21 protein-coding genes are annotated in these 19,314 nt (G+C 70.3%); 8 read left to right on the top strand and 13 right to left on the bottom strand.

From position 1 onward, the window contains the following. Positions 1-23: 23 nt before the first annotated feature. On the bottom strand, positions 24-974 hold the full coding sequence (locus H516_RS0112770; RefSeq protein ID WP_022890105.1) for an ROK family glucokinase: 951 nt from the start codon (positions 972-974) through the stop codon (positions 24-26). A 153-nt stretch (positions 975-1,127) separates the two neighbouring features. On the opposite strand from H516_RS0112770, the gene H516_RS0112765 reads away from it, so the two are divergent. Next, positions 1,128-2,960 (top strand): AMP-dependent synthetase/ligase, encoded by a 1,833-nt coding sequence (locus H516_RS0112765; protein WP_026378740.1) that lies wholly within the window; start codon positions 1,128-1,130, stop codon positions 2,958-2,960. A gap of 159 nt (positions 2,961-3,119) precedes the next feature. Here H516_RS0112765 and def read toward each other — a convergent pair whose 3' ends face one another. From def to H516_RS0112750, 3 genes are read right to left on the bottom strand one after another with little or no spacing between them, the layout of a single operon-like run. Beyond that, positions 3,120-3,611: a peptide deformylase gene (gene def, locus H516_RS0112760; RefSeq protein ID WP_022890103.1), complete on the bottom strand. Its 492-nt coding sequence runs from the start codon at positions 3,609-3,611 to the stop codon at positions 3,120-3,122. A gap of 10 nt (positions 3,612-3,621) precedes the next feature. Continuing rightward, positions 3,622-5,025, bottom strand: a complete 1,404-nt coding sequence (locus tag H516_RS0112755) for a MinD/ParA family ATP-binding protein (RefSeq protein WP_084620691.1) — start codon at positions 5,023-5,025, stop codon at positions 3,622-3,624. Positions 5,026-5,062: 37 nt separating this feature from the next. Continuing rightward, positions 5,063-8,467, bottom strand: coding sequence for a pyruvate carboxylase (locus H516_RS0112750; RefSeq protein WP_022890101.1), 3,405 nt, complete (start codon positions 8,465-8,467; stop codon positions 5,063-5,065). A gap of 74 nt (positions 8,468-8,541) precedes the next feature. Here H516_RS0112750 and H516_RS20005 point away from each other — a divergent pair, with 74 nt between their 5' ends. Then, on the top strand, positions 8,542-9,375 hold the full coding sequence (locus H516_RS20005) for a ParA family protein (RefSeq protein WP_022890100.1): 834 nt from the start codon (positions 8,542-8,544) through the stop codon (positions 9,373-9,375). Positions 9,376-9,454: 79 nt separating this feature from the next. Here the strand turns inward: H516_RS20005 and H516_RS0112740 are convergent, their stop codons facing one another. From H516_RS0112740 to H516_RS0112720, 5 genes are all read right to left on the bottom strand, one after another. After that, positions 9,455-10,000 carry a MerR family transcriptional regulator gene (locus H516_RS0112740; protein WP_026378739.1) on the bottom strand — a complete coding sequence of 182 codons (546 nt, stop codon included), beginning with the start codon at positions 9,998-10,000 and terminating at the stop codon, positions 9,455-9,457. Positions 10,001-10,108: 108 nt separating this feature from the next. Further along, positions 10,109-10,801: a transcriptional regulator FtsR gene (ftsR, locus tag H516_RS0112735; protein WP_022890098.1), complete on the bottom strand. Its 693-nt coding sequence runs from the start codon at positions 10,799-10,801 to the stop codon at positions 10,109-10,111. Beyond that, positions 10,801-11,316, bottom strand: coding sequence for an FHA domain-containing protein (locus H516_RS0112730; RefSeq protein WP_022890097.1), 516 nt, complete (start codon positions 11,314-11,316; stop codon positions 10,801-10,803). Before H516_RS0112730 ends, ftsR begins: the two co-directional genes overlap by 1 nt. 2 nt (positions 11,317-11,318) lie before the next feature. Beyond that, a complete protein-coding gene (locus H516_RS0112725) occupies positions 11,319-11,942 on the bottom strand; it encodes a CDP-alcohol phosphatidyltransferase family protein (RefSeq protein WP_022890096.1) in 624 nt (207 codons plus the stop codon). Positions 11,943-11,952: 10 nt separating this feature from the next. Further along, complete coding sequence (locus H516_RS0112720; protein ID WP_022890095.1) at positions 11,953-12,429, bottom strand: NUDIX domain-containing protein; 477 nt, start codon at positions 12,427-12,429, stop codon at positions 11,953-11,955. A gap of 55 nt (positions 12,430-12,484) precedes the next feature. Between H516_RS0112720 and H516_RS0112715 the strand changes: the two genes are divergently transcribed. Together H516_RS0112715 and H516_RS0112710 are read left to right on the top strand one after the other, a co-directional pair. Further along, the gene (locus H516_RS0112715; protein WP_022890094.1) at positions 12,485-12,856 is read left to right on the top strand and encodes an RNA-binding S4 domain-containing protein; all 372 of its coding nucleotides are present in this window, start codon (positions 12,485-12,487) and stop codon (positions 12,854-12,856) included. A gap of 64 nt (positions 12,857-12,920) precedes the next feature. Then, positions 12,921-13,214: a GNAT family N-acetyltransferase gene (locus H516_RS0112710; protein ID WP_022890093.1), complete on the top strand. Its 294-nt coding sequence runs from the start codon at positions 12,921-12,923 to the stop codon at positions 13,212-13,214. Between the two features lie 6 nt (positions 13,215-13,220). Here the strand turns inward: H516_RS0112710 and H516_RS0112705 are convergent, their stop codons facing one another. After that, positions 13,221-14,057: an aggregation-promoting factor C-terminal-like domain-containing protein gene (locus H516_RS0112705; RefSeq protein WP_022890092.1), complete on the bottom strand. Its 837-nt coding sequence runs from the start codon at positions 14,055-14,057 to the stop codon at positions 13,221-13,223. A gap of 166 nt (positions 14,058-14,223) precedes the next feature. Between H516_RS0112705 and H516_RS0112700 the strand changes: the two genes are divergently transcribed. Together H516_RS0112700 and H516_RS0112695 are read left to right on the top strand one after the other, a co-directional pair. Continuing rightward, positions 14,224-14,640: a YchJ family protein gene (locus tag H516_RS0112700; RefSeq protein ID WP_022890091.1), complete on the top strand. Its 417-nt coding sequence runs from the start codon at positions 14,224-14,226 to the stop codon at positions 14,638-14,640. 147 nt (positions 14,641-14,787) lie between these two features. Beyond that, on the top strand, positions 14,788-15,492 hold the full coding sequence (locus H516_RS0112695) for a GTP pyrophosphokinase (RefSeq protein ID WP_022890090.1): 705 nt from the start codon (positions 14,788-14,790) through the stop codon (positions 15,490-15,492). 50 nt (positions 15,493-15,542) lie between these two features. On the opposite strand, the gene H516_RS0112690 is transcribed toward H516_RS0112695, so the two are convergent. Beyond that, a complete protein-coding gene (locus H516_RS0112690; protein ID WP_022890089.1) occupies positions 15,543-16,214 on the bottom strand; it encodes an ArsR/SmtB family transcription factor in 672 nt (223 codons plus the stop codon). Positions 16,215-16,278: 64 nt separating this feature from the next. On the opposite strand from H516_RS0112690, the gene H516_RS20000 reads away from it, so the two are divergent. Beyond that, entirely contained in the window at positions 16,279-17,109 is an 831-nt protein-coding gene (locus H516_RS20000; protein ID WP_022890088.1) for a cytochrome P450 family protein, read from the top strand. Continuing rightward, positions 17,103-17,939, top strand: a complete 837-nt coding sequence (locus H516_RS19995) for an isocitrate lyase/PEP mutase family protein (RefSeq protein ID WP_022890087.1) — start codon at positions 17,103-17,105, stop codon at positions 17,937-17,939. Before H516_RS20000 ends, H516_RS19995 begins: the two co-directional genes overlap by 7 nt. On the opposite strand, the gene ligD is transcribed toward H516_RS19995, so the two are convergent. Together ligD and H516_RS0112670 are read right to left on the bottom strand one after the other, a co-directional pair. Then, on the bottom strand, positions 17,928-18,965 hold the full coding sequence (ligD, locus tag H516_RS0112675) for a non-homologous end-joining DNA ligase (RefSeq protein ID WP_022890086.1): 1,038 nt from the start codon (positions 18,963-18,965) through the stop codon (positions 17,928-17,930). The two genes, H516_RS19995 and ligD, sit on opposite strands and share 12 nt — an antisense overlap. A gap of 65 nt (positions 18,966-19,030) precedes the next feature. Continuing rightward, positions 19,031-19,309: a DUF2277 domain-containing protein gene (locus H516_RS0112670; protein ID WP_022890085.1), complete on the bottom strand. Its 279-nt coding sequence runs from the start codon at positions 19,307-19,309 to the stop codon at positions 19,031-19,033. Positions 19,310-19,314: the final 5 nt, after the last annotated feature.

Here is a 19,314-nt window from a genome sequence, read left to right as displayed (position 1 = left end):
CGATCAGCCTATCGTCGGCCCGCTCAGGCGTGCTCGGCGACCCAGACGCGGGCGAGGTCGGCGGCGCCGACGACCCCGGCGTCGTTCTGGAGCTCGGCGACGACGAAGTCGGGCTCGGGGTGGTACCCGCGCGCCGGGAGGTGCTCGAGATAGGCCTCGCGGATCGGCTCCAGCAGCAGTTCGCCCGCGATCGCGACGCCCCCGCCGAAGACGAAGCGCTGCGGGTCGAGCACCGCCGAGAGGCTCGCCGCCGCCTCGCCGAGCCAGTGCCCGAGCTGGCGCAGCGCCGCGACGGCGCCGGGATCGCCCGCGGCGATGAGCCCGCCGACGAGCGCGCCGTCGAGTTCGCCCTGCTCGGCCCGGGCGCGCGCGAGCGCCTGGCCGATCCCGCCTGCATCGGCGATCTCACCGGCCATGCGCAGGAGCGCCCGTCCGGACCCGTACTGCTCGAGGCATCCGCGCTGACCGCAACCGCACGCGAGGCCGCCGGGCACCACACGGAGATGCCCGAGCTCGGCACCGGCACCGAAGCCGCCGCGGAAGAGACGATCGCCCGCGACGATCGCACCGCCCACGCCCGTGCCGATCGTGAGCATGACCATGTCGCTGACGAGGCGCCCCGCCCCGAAGCGGAACTCGGCCCAGCCGGCTGCGTTCGCGTCGTTGTCGACGACGACGGTGCCGCCGACGCGGGCCTCGAGCTTCTCGCGGAAGGGTTCGTTGCGCCAGTCGATGTTGGGGGCGTAGTAGACGGTGGACTGCGCCGCGTCGATGAAGCCGGCGGCGGCGACGCCGACCGCGCCGATCTCCTCGTCGGCGCGCAGGCCCTCGATCATCTCGACGACCGCGCTCTCGAGGCTGGCCGCGTCGCCGGCCGGTGTCGGCACCCGGTCGCTGCGGACGATGCCGCCGAGTTCGTCGACGACCGCTCCGGCGATCTTGGTGCCCCCGATGTCGATTCCGATCGCGTGCACGCGGGCGCCGCCTTTCTGAGACAAGAGGTTCGAGGCTGATTCGTGCCGGGACCATGGCCACGCGAGCAACGACTAGAGTGTAATCGACCCCAATGCCGAGGTCGCGCAGGTACCCGAGCCGGGCGCGATCCTCCCGGTGCCGAAGGAGCTACCGTGACCGAATTCTCCACGCCTGCCGTGGTCTCGCCAGACCCCACGGCGAACACCACCGACCTGCTCGTCGACCGGCTCGCGGCGACGCCCGATTCGGTGCTGTTCTCGCGCCCCACCGCCGACGGCGGCTGGTCGCCGGTGACGACGCGCGAGTTCTACGACCAGGTCATCGCCCTCGCCAAGGGTCTCGTCGCCGCCGGCATCGAGCCCGGCGACAAGATCGGCCTCATGTCCAAGACCAGCTACGAGTGGACGCTGATCGACTTCGCCACGTGGTTCGCCGGAGCCGTGCTCGTGCCCGTCTACGAGACGAGTTCGCCCGCACAGGTGCGGTGGAACCTCAGCGACTCGGGCGCCATCGCGATCATTCTCGAGACTCCCGACCACTTCGCGCGCTTCGACGAGGTGCACCCGGAACTGCCGGGCATCCGCAACACCTGGCAGATCGATCTCGGCGACCTCGAGAAGCTCGCGGCGGGCGGCACCGAGGTGCCCGACGACGAGATCGAGCGCCGACGCAAGCTCGCGAACGGCGATGACATCGCGACGCTCATCTACACCTCGGGATCGACGGGCAAGCCGAAGGGTTGCGTGCTCACCCACTCGAACTTCGTCGAGCTCTCACGCAACTCCGCCGTGGCCCTCGACGAGGTCGTGCTCGACCCGAACGGCGCCTCGACGCTGCTGTTCATCACCCTCGCACACGTCTTCGCGCGCTTCATCGCGGTGCTCTGCGTGCACGCCGGTGTTCGTGTCGGCCACCAGCCCGACACGAAGCAGCTCCTCCCGTCGCTCGGCAGCTTCAAGCCGACCTTCCTCCTCGCCGTCCCCCGGGTGTTCGAGAAGGTGTACAACGTCTCCGAGCAGAAGGCCGAGGCCGGCGGCAAGGGCAAGATCTTCCGCACCGCCGCCGACACGGCGGTCGCGTACTCGATCGCCCTCGAGCAGGGCAAAGTGCCGCTCGGCCTGAAGCTCAAGTTCAAGCTGTTCGACGCGCTCGTGTTCTCGAAGCTCCGCGACGCGATGGGCGGCAACGTCAAGTACGCCGTCTCGGGCTCCGCGCCGCTCGGCCCGCGCCTCGGCCACTTCTACCACGCCCTCGGGATCACCATCCTCGAGGGCTACGGCCTCACCGAGACCACGGCGCCAGTCAGCGTGAACCTGCCCTCGAAGTCGAAGATCGGCACGGTCGGCCCTGCGCTGCCCGGCAACGCGATCCGCCTCGCCGAGGACGGCGAGATCCAGGCGAAGGGCATCTCGGTCTTCAAGGAGTACTGGAAGAACGCCGAGGCGACCGCCGAGGCCTTCGACGGCGATTGGTTCAAGACCGGCGACATCGGCTCCTTCGACGCCGACGGCTTCCTGACGATCACCGGCCGCAAGAAGGAGATCATCGTCACGGCCGGCGGCAAGAACGTCGCTCCCGCCGCGCTCGAGGACCCGATCCGCGCGAACCCGCTCGTCGGCCAGGTCGTCGTGGTCGGCGACCAGAAGCCGTTCATCTCTGCGCTCGTCACCCTCGATATCGAGATGCTCCCGGTCTGGCTCAACAACAACGGCGAAGACGCCGGTATGACGCTCGAGGAGGCTTCGACGAACGCCGCCGTGCTCGCCGAAGTGCAGCGCGCCGTCGACGCGGCGAACGAGAACGTCTCGAGGGCCGAGTCGATCCGCAAGTTCACGATCCTCACGAGCGAGCTGACCGAAGAGAGCGGGCACCTCACGCCGAAGCTCAGCATCAAGCGGAACGTCATCCTGCAGGACTTCGCCCCGCACATCGAGGCGATGTACTCGGGCGCACCGGCGACCGAGGGCCACTCGATCATCAGCTGACGCGACCCACGATGAAGCGCCCCGCGGATCTTCCGCGGGGCGCTTCATCGTTTCGAGCCCGATCACCCCGTCTTCTGCAGGTGATCTGACGCGAGACGTCCTGTCAGGCGACCATGGCGCCCGAACTCCGACAGAAGCTGAGGGTCGCGACGCCGGTCGTCAGAACCAGTCGGACTCGCGGATCTCCTTCATGGCCGAGCGACGCTCGTCGTTCTCGAGGCGATCGAGGTAGAGCAGACCGTCGAGATGATCGGTCTCGTGCTGCAGCGCCTGGGCCATGAGGCCCGTGCCGGACACCTCGATCTCGTTGCCGTCGAGGTCGATGCCCCGCACGCGCGCGAACGGGTAGCGCGGCGTCTTCTTCCACAGGCCGGGGACCGAGAGACAGCCCTCGTCGATGGCCTCCTTCTCGCCCGACACCTCGACGAGCTCGGGATTCAGGACGTACCCGACCTCGCCGTCGATGTTGTAACTGAAGGCGCGCAGGTTCACGCCGATCTGGGATGCCGCGACCCCGGCCCTGCCCGGCAGCCGGACGCTGTCGATCAGGTCGGCGACGAGTGCGCGCACGCGATCATCGACCTGTTCGACGGGGGCTGAGACGGTCTTCAAGACGGGGTCGCCGAACAGGCGAATGGGACGCTCTGGCAATGTTCTCCGATCAGTGCCCGCGTTCGGCGGGCAGGCCTTCCACCACGAGGGCGGCGAGTTCGCGGGCGGCGTGCTGGGTCACCGGGCGCAGTTCGTGCCAGTTGACCACGGACCCGGCCGCGAGCTGGGGGTCGTACGGGATGCGCACGATCTCGCGGACACGCGACTGGAAATGCGCTTCGATCTCGTCGACCTTCACCAGGTGCGTGCCCTGCGTCGCGAGGTTGATCGCGACGACCGCGTTGCGGACGAGTTCGCCGTAGCCGTTCGCCTCGAGCCAGGTGAGTGTCTCTGAGGCGAGGCGCGCCTCGTCGACGCTGCCGCCCGAGACGATCACGATCGAGTCGGCACGCTGCAGCGTCGCCCGCATGACGGAGTGGACGATGCCGGTGCCGCAGTCGGTCAGGACGAGCGAGTAGTACCTGGCCGCGAGTCCGGCGACGACGTTGTAGTCGTTGTCGTCGAACGCCTCGGACAATGTCGGGTCGGTGTCGGAGGCGAGGATGTCGAGCCGGGTCTCGTCGCGCGAGACGAACCGGGAGAAGTCGGTGTAGCCGCCGATCGACGACGCCTTGGCGACGACGTCGCGCACCGTCTCGCGGGTCTGCCGGTCGACGCGTTCGGCGAGGGTGCCCCGATCGGGGTTCGCATCGATCGCGATGATCCGGTCGTCGCGGGCGTCGGCGAGGGCCATGCCGAGCAGCGCGGTGATCGTCGTCTTGCCGACGCCGCCCTTGCGGGTGAGGACCGGCACGAACCGCGCGCCGCCCTCGAATCGCTTCTGGATGCGCTGGTTCATCGCCTTGTGCGCACGGGCCTTCGCCGAATCGCCGAGGTTCACGAGATGCAGGGATGCCTCGTAGAGGAACCGGTTGAACCCGCCCTGCGGCGCGGGGCGGGTCGTGCGATTGAGGTCGATCAATCGATCGGCCGTGAGCGACTCCGGTGCCTCGGGCACCTCGGACGGCAGCGCCACCTCGTGGCGGCCGCCGGCGGCCGCCACGACCTCGGTTGCGCCGGTCGCCGCCGGAGCGGTTCGATCGACCTCGCGGACCGACTTCGTCGCGTCGGCGGCGAGCAGTGCGCTGTAGGGCGACGGCGCGCGACGCGCAGCGCTGCGGTAGGAGCCCCCGGACAGACCCGCGCCGAGGACCTCGACCGAACGGGTGCTCGTGTCGCCACCGCCCCCGATCGCCCCGGGGTTCACCGAGACGTCGTCAATCGCTACGGCGACCTCGTCTTCGGGGACCTCGCGCACGGGCGCGGGCGGGAGGTCGACCCGGAGGTCGAGGTCGGGTGCGGGCACCGCCGCGTGGGCGCCGGTCGTGGTGGGGCCCACACGGTCGACCGGACCCGTGCGCACCCCTACGCCGCGCCGTGTCACCGGCCCGGTCTCATGCGTCTCTTCAGCCACCGAATCCCCTCCTCATCAGTGCCGATCCACGCCAAGCCTAGCGCGGACGCACGACGACGAGCAGATCACCCGCCTCCACCTGCTGGGTCTTCGGGATGGCGACGCGCTCCACGACCCCCGCGAGGGGCGAAGTGATGGCGGCCTCCATCTTCATCGCCTCGATCGATGCCACGCTCTGCCCGGCCGCGATCTCGGTGCCGGCCTCGACCTGCAGCGTGACCACTCCCGAGAACGGGGCCGCGATCTGGCCCGGCTGCGAGGCATCCGCCTTCTCGGCCGTACGCGCGTCGACCGTGATGCTGCGGTCGCGCACGAAGACCGGACGGAGCTGCCCGTTCAGGATCGTCATGACCGTGCGCATGCCCTTGTCGTCGGCCTCGCCGATCGCCTCGAGGCCGGCGTACAGCTTGACTCCCTTCGCGATCTCTACGACGTGCTCGGCGCCCGGGCGCAGACCATAGAGGTAGTCGGCAGTGTCGAGGACCGAGAGATCGCCGAAGAGCTCGCGAATCTGCTCGAACTGGCGGGTCGGCGCCGGGAAGAGGAGCGAATTCAGCGTCGCCCGGCGCGTCGCGCTGTCGGCCTCGAGCGCCGCGCGCTGCTCGGGCGTGAGCTCGGTCACGCCGACGCGCACGTCTTTGCCGGCGAGCACCTTCGTGCGGAAGGGCTCGGGCCAGCCGCCCGGCAGATCGCCGAGCTCGCCCGCCATGAAGCCGATCACCGAATCGGGCACGTCGTACTTCTCGGGGTTCGCCGCGAAGTCGGCGGGATCGGCCTTGACGGCCGCGAGGTGCAGCGCGAGGTCGCCGACGACCTTCGACGACGGCGTCACCTTCGGCACGCGACCGAGAATCGAGTCGGCGGCCGCGTACATGTCCTCGATGAGCTCGAAGTCGTCGGCGAGGCCCAGCGCGATGGCCTGCTGACGCAGATTCGAGAGCTGGCCGCCCGGGATCTCGTGGTGGTACACGCGGCCGGTGGGGCCGGGAAGCCCCGACTCGAACGGCTTGTAGAGGCGTCGAACGGCCTCCCAGTAGGGCTCGAGGTCGCTGACCGCGTCGAGCGAGAGGCCGGTGTCGCGCTCGGTGTGCGCGAGCGCCGCCACGAGCGCGGACGCCGAGGGCTGGCTCGTCGTGCCGGCCATCGGCGCGCTCGCCACGTCGACGGCGTCGACGCCGGCGTTGCTCGCGGCGAGGAGGGTCGCGAGCTGGCCGCCCGCGGTGTCGTGGGTGTGCAGGTGCACGGGCACGTCGAAACGCTCGCGGAGGGCGCTCACGAGCTTCGCCGCCGCGGCCGGACGGAGCAGGCCCGCCATGTCCTTGATGGCGAGCACGTGCGCACCGGCGCCGACGATCTGGTCGGCGAGACGCAGGTAGTAGTCGAGGGTGTAGAGGTCTTCGGCCGGGTCGAGCAGGTCGCCGGTGTAGCAGAGGGCGACCTCGGCGATGCTGTGCCCGGTCGCGAGGACGGAGTCGATCGCCGGACGCATCTGGGAGACGTCGTTGAGCGCATCGAAGATGCGGAAGATGTCGACGCCCGTCGCCGCCGCCTCGCGCACGAACGCATCGGTGACCTCGGTCGGGTAGGGGGTGTAGCCGACCGTGTTGCGGCCACGGAGCAGCATCTGGATGTTCACATTCGGCAGCACCTCGCGCAGGGCCGCAAGGCGGTCCCACGGGTCCTCGCCGAGGAAGCGGAGCGCGACGTCGTAGGTGGCGCCGCCCCAGGCCTCGACCGAGAGCAGTTCGGGCGTGAGCCGGGCGACGTACGGTGCGACGGCGATCAGGTCCTTCGTGCGTACGCGAGTCGCGAGCAGCGACTGGTGCGCGTCGCGGAAGGTCGTCTCGGTCACTGCGAGGGGAGTCTGGGCGCGGAGCGCAGCGGCGAAGCCGGTCGGGCCGAGCTCGAGCAGGCGCTGGCGCGAGCCGTCGGGGACGGGCGTCGTGAGGTCGAGCGGGGGCAGCTTCTCGACGGGGCTGACGCTGATCGGCGCCGGGCCGTTCGGCTGGTTCACCGTGACGTCGGCGAGCCAGTTGAGGATCTTCGTGCCGCGGTCCTTCGACACACGGCCGCGGAGCAGCTGCGGGCGTTCGTCGATGAAGGAGGTGCTGAGGTCGCCTGCGACGAACGCCGGGTCTTCGAGCACGGCCTGGAGGAACGGGATGTTCGTCGAGACGCCGCGGATGCGGAACTCGGCGAGGGCGCGCTTGGCGCGAGCGACGGCGGCGACATGGTCGCGACCCCGGCAGGTGAGCTTCGCGAGCATCGAGTCGAAGTGCGGGCTGATCTGCGCGCCCGGATTGATCGTTCCGCCGTCGAGGCGGATCCCGGCTCCACCTGGCGAGCGGTAGGTCGTGATCTTGCCCGTGTCGGGGCGGAAGCCGGCCGTGGGATCCTCGGTGGTGATCCGGCACTGGAGCGCGGCGCCGCGCAGTCGGATCTGGTCCTGGTCGAGGCCGAGCTCCGTGAGCGAGGCCCCGGCGGCGATGCGCATCTGCGCGACGACGAGGTCGACGTCGGTCACCTCTTCGGTGACGGTGTGCTCGACCTGGATACGCGGGTTCATCTCGATGAAGACGTGCTCCCCCGCACGCTCCCCCGCGGTGTCGAGCAGGAACTCGACGGTTCCGGCGTTGACGTAGCCGATCGAGCGGGCGAAGGCGATGGCGTCGCGGTAGAGCGACTGACGGATCTCGTCGGAGAGGTTCGGCGCCGGCGCGATCTCGATGACCTTCTGGTGGCGCCGCTGCACGGAACAGTCGCGCTCGAAGAGGTGCACGGTCTCGCCGTTCGAGTCGGCGAGCACCTGCACCTCGATGTGGCGGGGACGCAGCACGGCCTGCTCGAGGAACATGGTGGGGTCGCCGAAAGCGCTGTCGGCTTCGCGCATCGCCTCTTCGAGCGCCGCTCGCAGTTCTGGCTTGGCATCGACACGGCGCATGCCACGACCGCCGCCGCCGGCGACGGCCTTGGCGAAGATCGGGAATCCGACCTCGTCGGCCTGGGCGATGAGCGCCTCGATGTCGCGCGAGGGCGGCGTCGACTTCAGCACGGGGACGCCGGCGGCGATCGCGTGCTCCTTCGCCGTTACCTTGTTGCCGGCCATTTCGAGCACATGCTTGGGCGGACCGATGAAGGCGATGCCGGCCGCGGCCGCGGCCTGGGCGAGCTCGGGGTTCTCGGAGAGGAACCCGTAGCCGGGGTAGATCGCGTCGGCGCCCGACTCCTTCGCCACGCGGATGATCTCCGACACGTCGAGGTAGGCCCGCACCGGGTGGCCCGGCTCGCCGATCTGGTACGCCTCATCGGCCTTCAGACGGTGCAGGGAGTTGCGGTCCTCGAACGGATAGACCGCGACCGTCTTCGCACCGAGCTCGACGGCGGCGCGGAACGCACGGATGGCGATCTCACCGCGATTGGCAACCAGGATCTTCGTGAACATGCAAGCCTTTCCGAACCGAATCCGCACAGCGAACGTTTAGGTATCGCCCGAGTAGTAAAGGTAACGTATCGGTCGTGCACGTTCTCTCCGTCAGCTCCCTGAAAGGCGGCGTCGGCAAGACCACCGTCACGCTCGGACTCGCGTCGGCGGCCTTCGCCCGCGGCGTCCGGACCCTCGTCGTCGATCTCGACCCGCAGTCCGATGTCTCGACCGGTATGGACATCCAGGTCGCCGGCCACCTGAACGTCGCCGACGTGCTGGCCTCGCCGAAGGAGAAGATCGTCCGGTCGGCGATCGCCCCGAGCGGCTGGTCGCGGCAGAACCCGCAGTCGACGATCGACGTCATGATCGGCAGTCCGTCGGCCATCAACTTCGACGGGCCGCACCCGTCGATCCGCGACATCTGGAAGCTCGAGGAGGCGCTCGCCAACGTCGAGGCCGACTACGAGCTCGTGCTCATCGACTGCGCCCCGTCGCTCAACGCGCTCACCCGCACCGCGTGGGCCGCGAGCGACCGCGTGGCCGTCGTCACCGAGCCGGGCCTGTTCTCGGTGGCTGCGGCCGATCGTGCCCTGCGCGCCATCGAGGAGATCCGCCGCGGCCTCTCCCCCAGGCTCCAGCCGCTCGGCATCATCGTGAACCGTGCCCGCGTGCAGTCGCTCGAACACCAGTTCCGCATCAAGGAGCTGCGAGACATGTTCGGCCCGCTGGTGCTCTCACCGCAGCTGCCCGAGCGCACCTCCCTGCAGCAGGCGCAGGGCGCCGCGAAGCCGCTCCATATGTGGCCGGGCGAGAGTGCCGAAGAGATGTCGGCGAACTTCGATCAGCTGCTCGAACGGGTGCTCCGCACGGCGCGGATCGGCGACTTCGCCGGGCTGCCCGCCGAGATCGAGTCGCACGCGATCTGACGCACCGACGACCGAGGCGCGGTTGAAAATCGGTCGCCGAGTGTGACGCCGTATGACGAATGAGCGGGTCTGGCCCTGCTCAGGAGATCTTGCGGGACTTCGCACCGCGGCGTGCGGCCAACTCGTCCATCGGATCGGCGGGCTGCGTGTCGAGCTCGACGAGTGTCGATTCGACCTCGCGCAGCACCTTGCCCACGGCGATTCCGAAGACGCCCTGACCGCGGTTCACAAGGTCGATGACCTCGTCGTCGGAGGTGCAGAGGTAGACGCTCGCGCCGTCGCTCATCAGCGTGGTCTGGGCGAGGTCTTCGACCCCGGCCTCGCGAAGCTGGGTGACTGCGGTGCGGATCTGCTGAAGTGAGATGCCGGTGTCGAGCAGTCGCTTCACGAGCTTCAGCACAAGGATGTCGCGGAAGCCGTAGAGACGCTGCGAACCCGACCCGGCGGCGCCGCGAACCGTGGGTTCGACGAGCTGAGTACGTGCCCAGTAGTCGAGCTGGCGGTAGCTGATTCCGGCCGCACGGGCGGCGATGGCTCCGCGGTACCCGGTGCCGTCGTCGTGCTCGGGCATACCGTCGGTGAACAGCAGGCCGAGGTCGTAGCGCGAGCGCACGGTCTCACTCATCGAATCGCCCCTCTTCTGCTCCGTCACCCGACGACGCGAGTTCCACGCTACCGAGGCGGGGGGCGTCCGCCAAACATATCGGGCCGATCGGCACGGCGTGTCGCGCGATCAGCGAGTGCGGCCTTCGAGGGTCGCCCGGACGACGCTCGAATGCACCGCGGCGAGGTGCCCCGCGAGTTCGCGCCCGCGCTCGGCGGCACGGGCCTTGTCGGCGGCATCGGCCCGGCGGGACGGCGCGATCGCACGCTCGACGAGCGCCGCCTCGCGTTCGGCCGCCGCACGCAGTCCGCGCAGGTGACGGGGCTCGATACCCACTGCCCGCAGCGCGACGAGGGAACGCAGCACTCCGAGCGCCTCCTCGCCGTAGTGGTCGGCCGCCGGCAGCAGCGACGCCGAGACGGCGTCGTCGAGCAAGCCCGTGCTCGCCCCGGCTTCGGCGATGAGTTCGCCGCGGCCGTACCGCTTCGTGGCGCCGAGGAAGTCGCTCCCGCTCGTCGCCCCGGGCAGCGCCGGGGTCTCGCCTGCGTCGATCGCCTCGAGGTGGCTGCGAATCACCTTGAGCGGCAGATAGTGGTCGCGCTGCATCGAGAGCACCACGGTGATCCGCTCGACGTCGGCCGTCGAGAACTTGCGGTACCCCGCAGCAGTCCGTGCGGGGGCGACGAGTCGTTGTTCTTCGAGGAACCGCAGTTTCGACGGCGTCAGCTCGGGGAATTCGGGCTGAAGCCGGGCGAGGACCTGACCGATGCCGAGAAGTGGTGCCCGGCCGCTCGCGCGCGACGACGCAGCGGTGCTCGCCACTAGTCGCTCGCCACCGGAGCCAGGTCGCGTCGGGAAGCGTAGAACGTGAGACGGAACTTGCCGATCTGCACTTCGGCGCCGTCGGAGAGCAGCGCCGTCTCGATGCGGACCCCGTCGAAGTAGGTGCCGTTCAGCGAGCTCAGGTCTTTGACCTCGAAGGCGGTGCGATGACGAACGAACTCGGCGTGCTTGCGCGACACCGTGACATCGTCGAGGAAGATCTCGGCGTCGGGGTGCCGGCCCACGACCGTGACGTCGGTGTCGAGCAGGAACCGGGCGCCGGTGTTCGGGCCACGGCGCACGATCAGCAAGGCCGAGCCGGATGGCAGCGCGGCGATCGCCTCGTGCTCTTCGGCGGTGATGTCGCCGTCGATCGCACCGAGCTGCGCAGCTGCCTCACGGCTGAACCCGATCGTCGCGTCGCCGACGCCGTCGACGACGGGTTGCGAAGAGGTGTGAGCCTGCTCGGGCACCTCGCTCGCCCCGCCTGCCTGAGTGTTGTCGGAATCAACCACGGCTAACCTCCCTCTTCAAGCGTATCGGATCGCGCGTCGCCTGCCACCCGCGGCATACGAATCACCCGCGCCGTTTCGATGGCGTAGATGACCCCGGCCCACCAGTAGAGGAATGCGCCCCACAGGGTGATCGCCCAACCGATCGGTTCGCTCACGGGAGCGACCACCGGGAACGCGAGTCCCAGCATGATCACCGGAAGCCCGAAGAACAGGGCGAACGTCGCGACCTTGCCGAGTTGGTGCACCGGAAGCGGGCCGAAGCCGTGGTTCGCGAGCACGACGCCGAGGGCGAGGAGGTACACGTCGCGCGCAACGATGACGACGACGATCCACCACGGCACGAGCTCTTGGGCGGCGAGTCCGACGAGCGCGGCGAAGATGTACAGCCGGTCGGCGGCCGGGTCGAGGAGCTGGCCGAGTCGGGTGACCTGATCGAGCCGTCTCGCGAGGTAGCCGTCGAGCAGATCGGTGAGGCTCGCGACGACGAGCACGACGAGGGCGAGCACATAGTCGCCGGCGACGATGAGCACGAGGAACACCGGAACGAGCGCGAGCCTGAGCATGCTGAGCACGTTCGGGATCGTCCAGATCTCCGAACCGCCGCCCCCAGCGCGTTCCCCGGCCACGCTGTCGATCCTATCCGTCGGCGGGGATGCCTCGTCGCCGCAACCGTTCGGCCAGTCGGGGCCAGGCCTCGGCGAATCTCGGATGCAGCGGCATCCCCTCGACCTCGTCGACCGGGATCCAGCGCAGCTCGATGCTCTCGGGGTCGCTCACCACCGGCGCGAACCGCACGAGGGCATCGGCGACGACCGTCGTGTACGACCAGTACCCGAGGTCGAGCGTGCTCGTGAAGCGCACCGCGAGCGATTCCGGGGGAACCCCCGCCTCTTCGCGAGCCTCGCGCACGGCGGCATCGACCGCCGACTCCCCTTCGTGCCTGGCACCGCCGGGAAGTCCCCAGGTGCCACCGAAATGACTCCACACGGCGCGATGCTGCAGCAGGACCTCCGCGGCCGGACTGAGCGCGAGCAGCCCTGCCGCACCGAATCGACCCCAATACCGCTCCCCGCCGGGGCCCTCGACCCAGGCGTCGCCGCTCGCTCCCACCATGACTCCAGCATGACGCACCCGCCGCCCTGCGTCGTCGCGGTCGTAGGCTTGGCACATGGACGAACAGGCTCCGGTGCGCATCGACGCCTGGCTGTGGGCGGTTCGACGCTTCAAGACCCGGTCGGCCGCGACGGCGGCATGCCGAGCCGGGCATGTGCGGGTCAACGGCGACCGGGTGAAGGCGGCGCAGCCGGTGCGACCCGGCGACGAGGTCCGGGTGCGGATCGCCGGATTCGACCAGCGGCTCGTGGTGCGGCGCACGATCGCCAAGCGCGTCTCGGCGACGCTGGCGGCCGAAGCCGCCGAGGACCGCACGCCCGCTCCTCCCCCGCGCGAGGAGACTGCGGCGGTCGTCGCGCGCGATCGCGGCGCGGGTCGTCCGACCAAGCGCGAGCGGCGTGACCTCGAGCGACTCCGCGGCCGGTGACTCCCCTCCTCGTCCGTCGACGCGGAGCGGCAGCGGGCGCGTGCGCCAGGCGTAGCCTGAAGTCGTGCAGCAGGAACTCAGCCACGAACCCGATGCCCGTCGATACGTGCTCCGCATCGGCGGCACGGTCGCGAGCGTGCTCGACTACCGGGTGCTCGGCGATGCCGTCGCCTTCACCCGGACATTCACGAACCCGAGCTACCGCGGCGGCGGGCTCGCGGCCGAGGTCGTGCGGTTCGCGGTCGACGATGTCGAGGCGAACTCCGACCGGCACATCGTGCCGAGCTGCTGGTACGTGGGCGAGTGGTTCGATCGTCACCCCGAGCGGCGGGTGCTGCTCGATCCCAGGCTCGACTGATCGAGCTCAGTACCAGTTGACGGACTGCGAGTGCCCCCACGCGCCGCACGGGCTGCCGTAGCCGCGCGCGATGTAGTCGAGGCCCCAGGCGACCTGGGTGGCGGCATTGGTCTGCCAGTCGGCGCCGGCGCTCGCCATCTTGCTGCCGGGAAGCGACTGGGGGATGCCCGTTGCGCCGCTCGAGGCGTTGTAGGCGGTGTACGACCAGCCCGACTCCTTCTGCCACAGCTGCACGAGGCACTGGAACTCGCCATCGCCCCAGCCGTACTTCGACGCCGCCATCTCGCGGGCGATGGCCTTCGCGCCGTCGGGCGTGTTTGCCCGCGCGAGCGCCTCGGCCGCCTGCTTCGCCTTCGCCGCCTGGGCCCGGTCGTACTCGTCGGCCGCTGCGGCCGCCTTCGCGGCCTCGGCTCGCGTCTGCTTGGCGAGGTCGACGATCTCGTCGACGCCGAGCACCTCGTAGTCGCCGAGGGAGGCCACGGACGCGGCGAGGCCCGCGGTGTCCGCCTTGCCGTCGACGGCCGCCAGTGTCGCGTTCGCCGCGGAGATCGTGTCCTCGGCATCGGCTCGGGTGCGCGCCTCGGCGATCGCGCTGTAGGCGCCGAGCTGCTCGGAATGCACCCCGCTCCCCTCGGTGAGGGCGGTGGTCGCGTCGATGCTCGCCTGAGTGGCGACCGCCGACTGGACCGTGAATCCGGTGCCGACGATCAGCGCGATCCCGGCGACGGCGCCGGCGGCGAGCAGTCGGCGGCGAGTGGCGCGGCGACGACGGTTCGTGCGGCGGGCGTGCTCGGGGAGTTCGGCTGCGGAGGTGTCTGAGGTGGGGGAAGTCTGGTTTCGCATGAGTTCTGAAGCTGCTCGGCATCTGGCTTTCGGTCAGGGGAACGGCCCCGAGCACGGCACAAGTCAGACACTCTGCCCGTCGAATCTGAACAGATCCTCAGTTCTGCCTGTGCGGTTCATGGGCGGCCTGCGGCGAGCGCGCGGCCGCGCACGCGATACTGGGTGGATGCCGGAGGCAGTCCCCACTCGTTTCCCCGCTCCCGACCCGGGCGAACGCTGCCCGTGCCTCAGCGGCCTGAGTTTCGGCGAGTGCTGCCGCCGACACCTCGCCGGCGAGTCCCCCGCGCCGACCGCGGTCCAGCTGATGCGCTCTCGCTACACCGCGTTCGTGACCGGCGACGCGGACTACCTGCTCAGCACGTGGCATCCGTCGACTCGGCCCGCCGACCTCGAGCTCGACCCGTCGATCCGCTGGTACCGGCTCGACATCATGCGCATCGAGCGCGGGGGGCCGCTCGACCATGACGGGATCGTCGAGTTCGCGGCGTACTACCGCCATGACGGCGAGCGAGGCGAGCAGCGCGAGGTGAGTCGTTTCGACCGGACCGACGGACGGTGGCGGTACGTCGACGCCGTGAGCTGAGCAGCACTCGCCCCGGCAGGTTCCCGCGCTCCGCTCCGGGCGAACGCCGCGGAGAATCAAAGGGAACGCAGAGTTTCACCGCATACGGTGTGGCAGGTGACTCCGCTCGATGGCACTCGTCCCACGAGGCATCCCGACACGCCCACCATGCTGACCGCACGTGCACAACGCACGCTCGAGACGATCGACGGGCAGACGCTCGACGAGATGCGCGCCCTCCGCGACGAGACGGAGCGCTTCATGCTGCGCTACAAGTTCGGCATGGACGAGGTGATCACGAAGCTCTCCATCCTGCGGGAGGAGTTCAGCCAGACGCACGACTACAACCCGATCGAGCACATCTCGAGCCGATTGAAGAGCCTCGACAGCGTGATCGAGAAGATGGCCCGCAAGGGCGTCGAGCCGAGCTTCGACACGATCCGCGAGACCGTGACCGATATCGCCGGGGTGCGGGTCACCTGCAGCTTCGTCTCCGACGCCTACCGCATCTTCGAGCTGCTCACCGCGCAGCGCGACATCCGCGTGCTCAAGGTCAAGGACTACATCAAGGATCCGAAGCCGAACGGCTACCAGAGCCTGCACGTCATCGTCGAGGTGCCCGTGTTCCTCTCGACGGGTCCGCACCCGGTCGCGGTCGAGGTGCAGATCCGCACGATCGCCATGGACTTCTGGGCGAGTCTCGAGCACAAGATCTATTACAAGTACGACCGTCAGGTGCCGCAGGAGCTCCTGGACGGGCTCACGGACGCGGCGCACACCGCCGCCGAACTCGACACCCGGATGGAACGCCTGCACCGCGAGGTGCACGGGGCGCCGCACCCGGCGCGCAGGCAGCGCGGCATCGAGATCTGATCGGCGGGCCGACCCCCGCAGTCGGTCGGGCGCGCGCGCCGGTGCTCGACTCAGCGTTCGAGCACCGCCCGGAACCCGTCGGTGACGCGCAGCGATCGGTCGCCAGGCACCCGGGCGACCCAGCCGTCGACGAGCAGCACCTCCAGCACGTGCGCCCCGAGCGCTCCGGCGAGGTGCGCTCGCCGCTCGGTCCAGTCGAGGCACCCGCGCACTGCGGGACGGCGGCCCGGCGGCGGCGCCTCCTCGAGGCGCAGCCGGCGGGCGAGCGGACCGTCGGTCGCGAGGACCTCGCCATGCGCACCCGCCTCGAGGGGCGCGATCGCCCGTTCAGCGACGAGGCGATCGGCGAGTTCGAGGGCGACCCGGCCGGCCAGGTGGTCGTAACACGACCTCGCCTCCGCCAGCCGCCGCGCGGTCGCGGACTGCGCATACGAGGACACCGGCCGGCGCGGGCCGAGCCGTTGCAGCGACTCGACGGCGTCAGCGACCTCCGGCCCGGCGAGCTCGAAGTAGCGGTGTCGGCCGAGCGACCGGACGCGGAGGAGCCCTCCGTCGATGAGTTTCGCGAGATGGGCGCTCGCCGTCGCCGCCGACACCCGCGCGACCGCTGCGAGCTCGCCCGCCGGGAGTGCCCGACCGTCGAGCAGGGCGACGAGCATCGCCGCGCGCGCCGGTTCGCCCATCAAGCGGGCTGGGAGTGAGAGATCGGCATCACCGTCCATGCAGACACCATACGACGAGGACACTTCGATGCGCGGCGAAGGGCCCGCGTCATAGCATCGGAGCATGCCAGTGATCCACGATCGGTCCGACGTCGCCCGAATCCTCGACGACCCGGACTGGCGCGTTCCCGAGGCCGCGCCCGGCACGAGCCCGTTCGAGCGGCTGCGGAACGAGGCATCCCGATTCGTCAACGGCCCCGCGCACGACGAGCGCCGTGCCGTGCTCGAAGCACGCCTCGCCGAGCTCGATCCCGCGCGGCTCGCGCTCGACGCAGGCGCACTGGCGCGGGAGGCACTCGCCGCAGGAGTAGACCCTTCGGAGATCTCACGGCGGATCCCGGTCAGGACCCTCGCAGCTGCGCTGGGCGTAGCGAACCCGGAGTCGGCGCCCGAGAACGCTGCGATGCTCGCCGGGCCCTACGCGTCCGGGATCGTCGACGTCGCCGATGAATCCCGCGTGGACGTGGCTGCGGAGCGGCTGGTCGGTGCGAGCGCATCAGCATGCCGCCCCGAGCTCGACGCGCAGCTGCTCGTACAGGCCCACGCCGCGACGAACGGACTCATCACCTCAGTGCTTCGCCGAGCGGTCGCGGCGACCGATGCGACGACCGCGGAGCTGATCGACGCCGCGCTCCGCGACACCCCGCCGGTCACCGCCACCCGGAGGGTCGCGTCGTCGGACGAGCGCTCGACGCCGTCCGACCAAGCGCCGGCACCCCACGACGCCGATCGCCTCGTCGAACTCCGACTCGACGGCCCCGACCGCGATGCCGCACCGGGCGCGCCGCCGCGCCTGCTCGCCTTCGGCGCGGGCGTGCGCCGCTGCCCCGCGTCGGCGCACGCCGTCGCGATCGCCACCGGGGTCGTCGACGCGCTCCGGGAGCCCGCATGCTGAGCACCGCCCGGTTTCGCGAGCTCCACCGGGCGGGCGATCCCCTGCTCCTGCCGAACGCGTGGGACCTCGCCTCCGCACGATGGCTCGTCGAGCAGGGCGCCGAGGTCGTCGGGACGACGAGCCTCGGCGTCGCCGTCGCCGCCGGAGTAGAAGACGGGACCGGCGCGACGCTCGTTGACACGATCGCGCTCTCGCGCCGCCTCACCTCGGCAGGGATCACCGTCACCGTCGACCTGGAGTCGGGGTTCTCCGAGGACCCCGTCGCGGTCGCCGAACTCGTGGCGGAGCTCGCCGGCTCGGGCGTGGTCGGCGTCAACCTCGAGGATTCGAGCGCCGAGGGCCGACTGGTCGACCCAGCGAGATTCGCCGCGAAAGTGGCCGCCGTCGCCGCTGCGGCTCCCACGCTGTACCTCAACGCGCGCACCGACGCCTTCTGGGTCGATCCGATCCCGGCCGCCTCGCGGGCCGCTGCCGCGACTCGAACGCGGGAGACGCTCGACCGGGCGCAACGCTACCTCGACGCCGGCGCATCCGGTGTCTTCGTGCCGGGCTCCCTGAGCGACGGCACCATCGCTGTGCTCGCCGACGCCCTCCCCGCGCCGCTGAACGTGCTCGCGCAACCAGGCCGGAGTCTCCGTGAGCTCGGCGGACTCGGCGTTGCGCGGGTGAGCACCGGATCGCTCCTGTTCCGTGCCGCCCTCGCTTCGCTCGGCACGGTGCTGGAGGACGTCCGTCGCGGTGCCACGCCGGGAGCGACGGCGCTCGCGATCCCCGACTACGCCACGGCGGCAGCCCTCGGCCGCGACACCGGCGCGCCGTCACCCGGCTGAGTCGTCGTCGACCTTCTTCGCCCGGCTCGGCTGCACGCGCATCGGCTCCCCCGGCATCTTCGGGAAGTCGGGCGGGAACGGCAGCTCGCCGAGCCCGTCGTCGAGGTCGCGTCGCCACCACTCGAGCAGGGTGTCGATACGACCGGGTCGGTCGTGCATTCCCGCCCACGGGTCGCCGCGTTCGGCGAGACGGGCCGGCACCGTGCGCACCGTGTGCCGGGTCGGGTCGGTGCGCTCGAGCTCACTCCACTCGAGCGGGCAGGAGACGGTCGCCGCGGGCGTCGGTCGCGGGCTGTAGGCCCCCGCCATCGTGCGGTCGCGGTTCGCCTGGTTGTAGTCGATGAAGATGCGATCGCCTCGCTCCTCCTTCCACCAGTTCGTCGTCACCTCGTCGGGCAGGCGGCGCTCGAGTTCACGGCCCAGGGCGATCACGGCGTGGCGGACGTCGAGGAACTCGTGCTCGGACTCGATCGGCGCGAAGACATGAATGCCCCGGCTGCCCGAGCTCTTGACGTACCCGGTGAGACCGACCTCCTCGAGGAGTTCGCGGAGGGCGAACGCCACGGGCACCGCCTCGGTGAAGCCCGTGCCCGGCTGCGGGTCGAGATCGATGCGAAGTTCGTCGGGGAGGTCGGGGCGATCGGCGCGCGACGCCCAGGGATGGAAGACGATCGTGTTCATCTGCGCAGCCCAGACGGCGGCGGCGGGCTCGTCGAGCACGAGCTGAGGATGCCGTCGCCCGCTCGGATACGTGACGGTGACGGCGCGCACCCACTCGGGGGCGCCCTTGGGTGGGTTCTTCGAGAAGAACTGTTCGCCGTCGATGCCGCCGGGGAAGCGCTGAAGTGAGACCGGGCGGTCGCCGTTCGCCTCGATGAAGGCCTCGCCGACGGCCACGAGGTACTCCGCGAGTTCGCGCTTGGTGACTCCGGCTTCGGGCCAGATCACGCGTGTCGGGCTGGAGAGCCGCACGGCCCGATCGCCGTGCGGTCCAGGAACAGTGAGTTCGATCGCGTCGCCGGCCATGGCTGCGACGCTACTCCGTCGCGGGCGTGAGCGCAGCAGCACGCACGGCCCTCCGCGTCACCCGCTCAAGCGGGCACGCGCTGGTATCTCACCTCGGCCCTCGCCCTCGCCTTCGCCGCCTCGACCTCGCGATCCTTGGGCGGCGCGTTCGTGACGAGTTCGGCGAGCAGGTGCTGCGTGATGTGCGCGATCTCGGCGACGGCCCGATCGAAGGCCTCGGCGTTCGCCTTCGACGGCCTCGTCGAACCGCTCACCTTGCGGACGAACTGCAGCGCGGCGGCGTGGACCTCGTCATCGGTCGCGGCCGGCTCGAAATTGTGAAGGGTGTGGATGTTCCTGCACATGGCTC

The organism is Agromyces italicus DSM 16388, from assembly GCF_000421545.1.
GTDB lineage: Bacteria > Actinomycetota > Actinomycetes > Actinomycetales > Microbacteriaceae > Agromyces > Agromyces italicus.
This window is presented reverse-complemented; position numbering and strand designations above follow the sequence as displayed.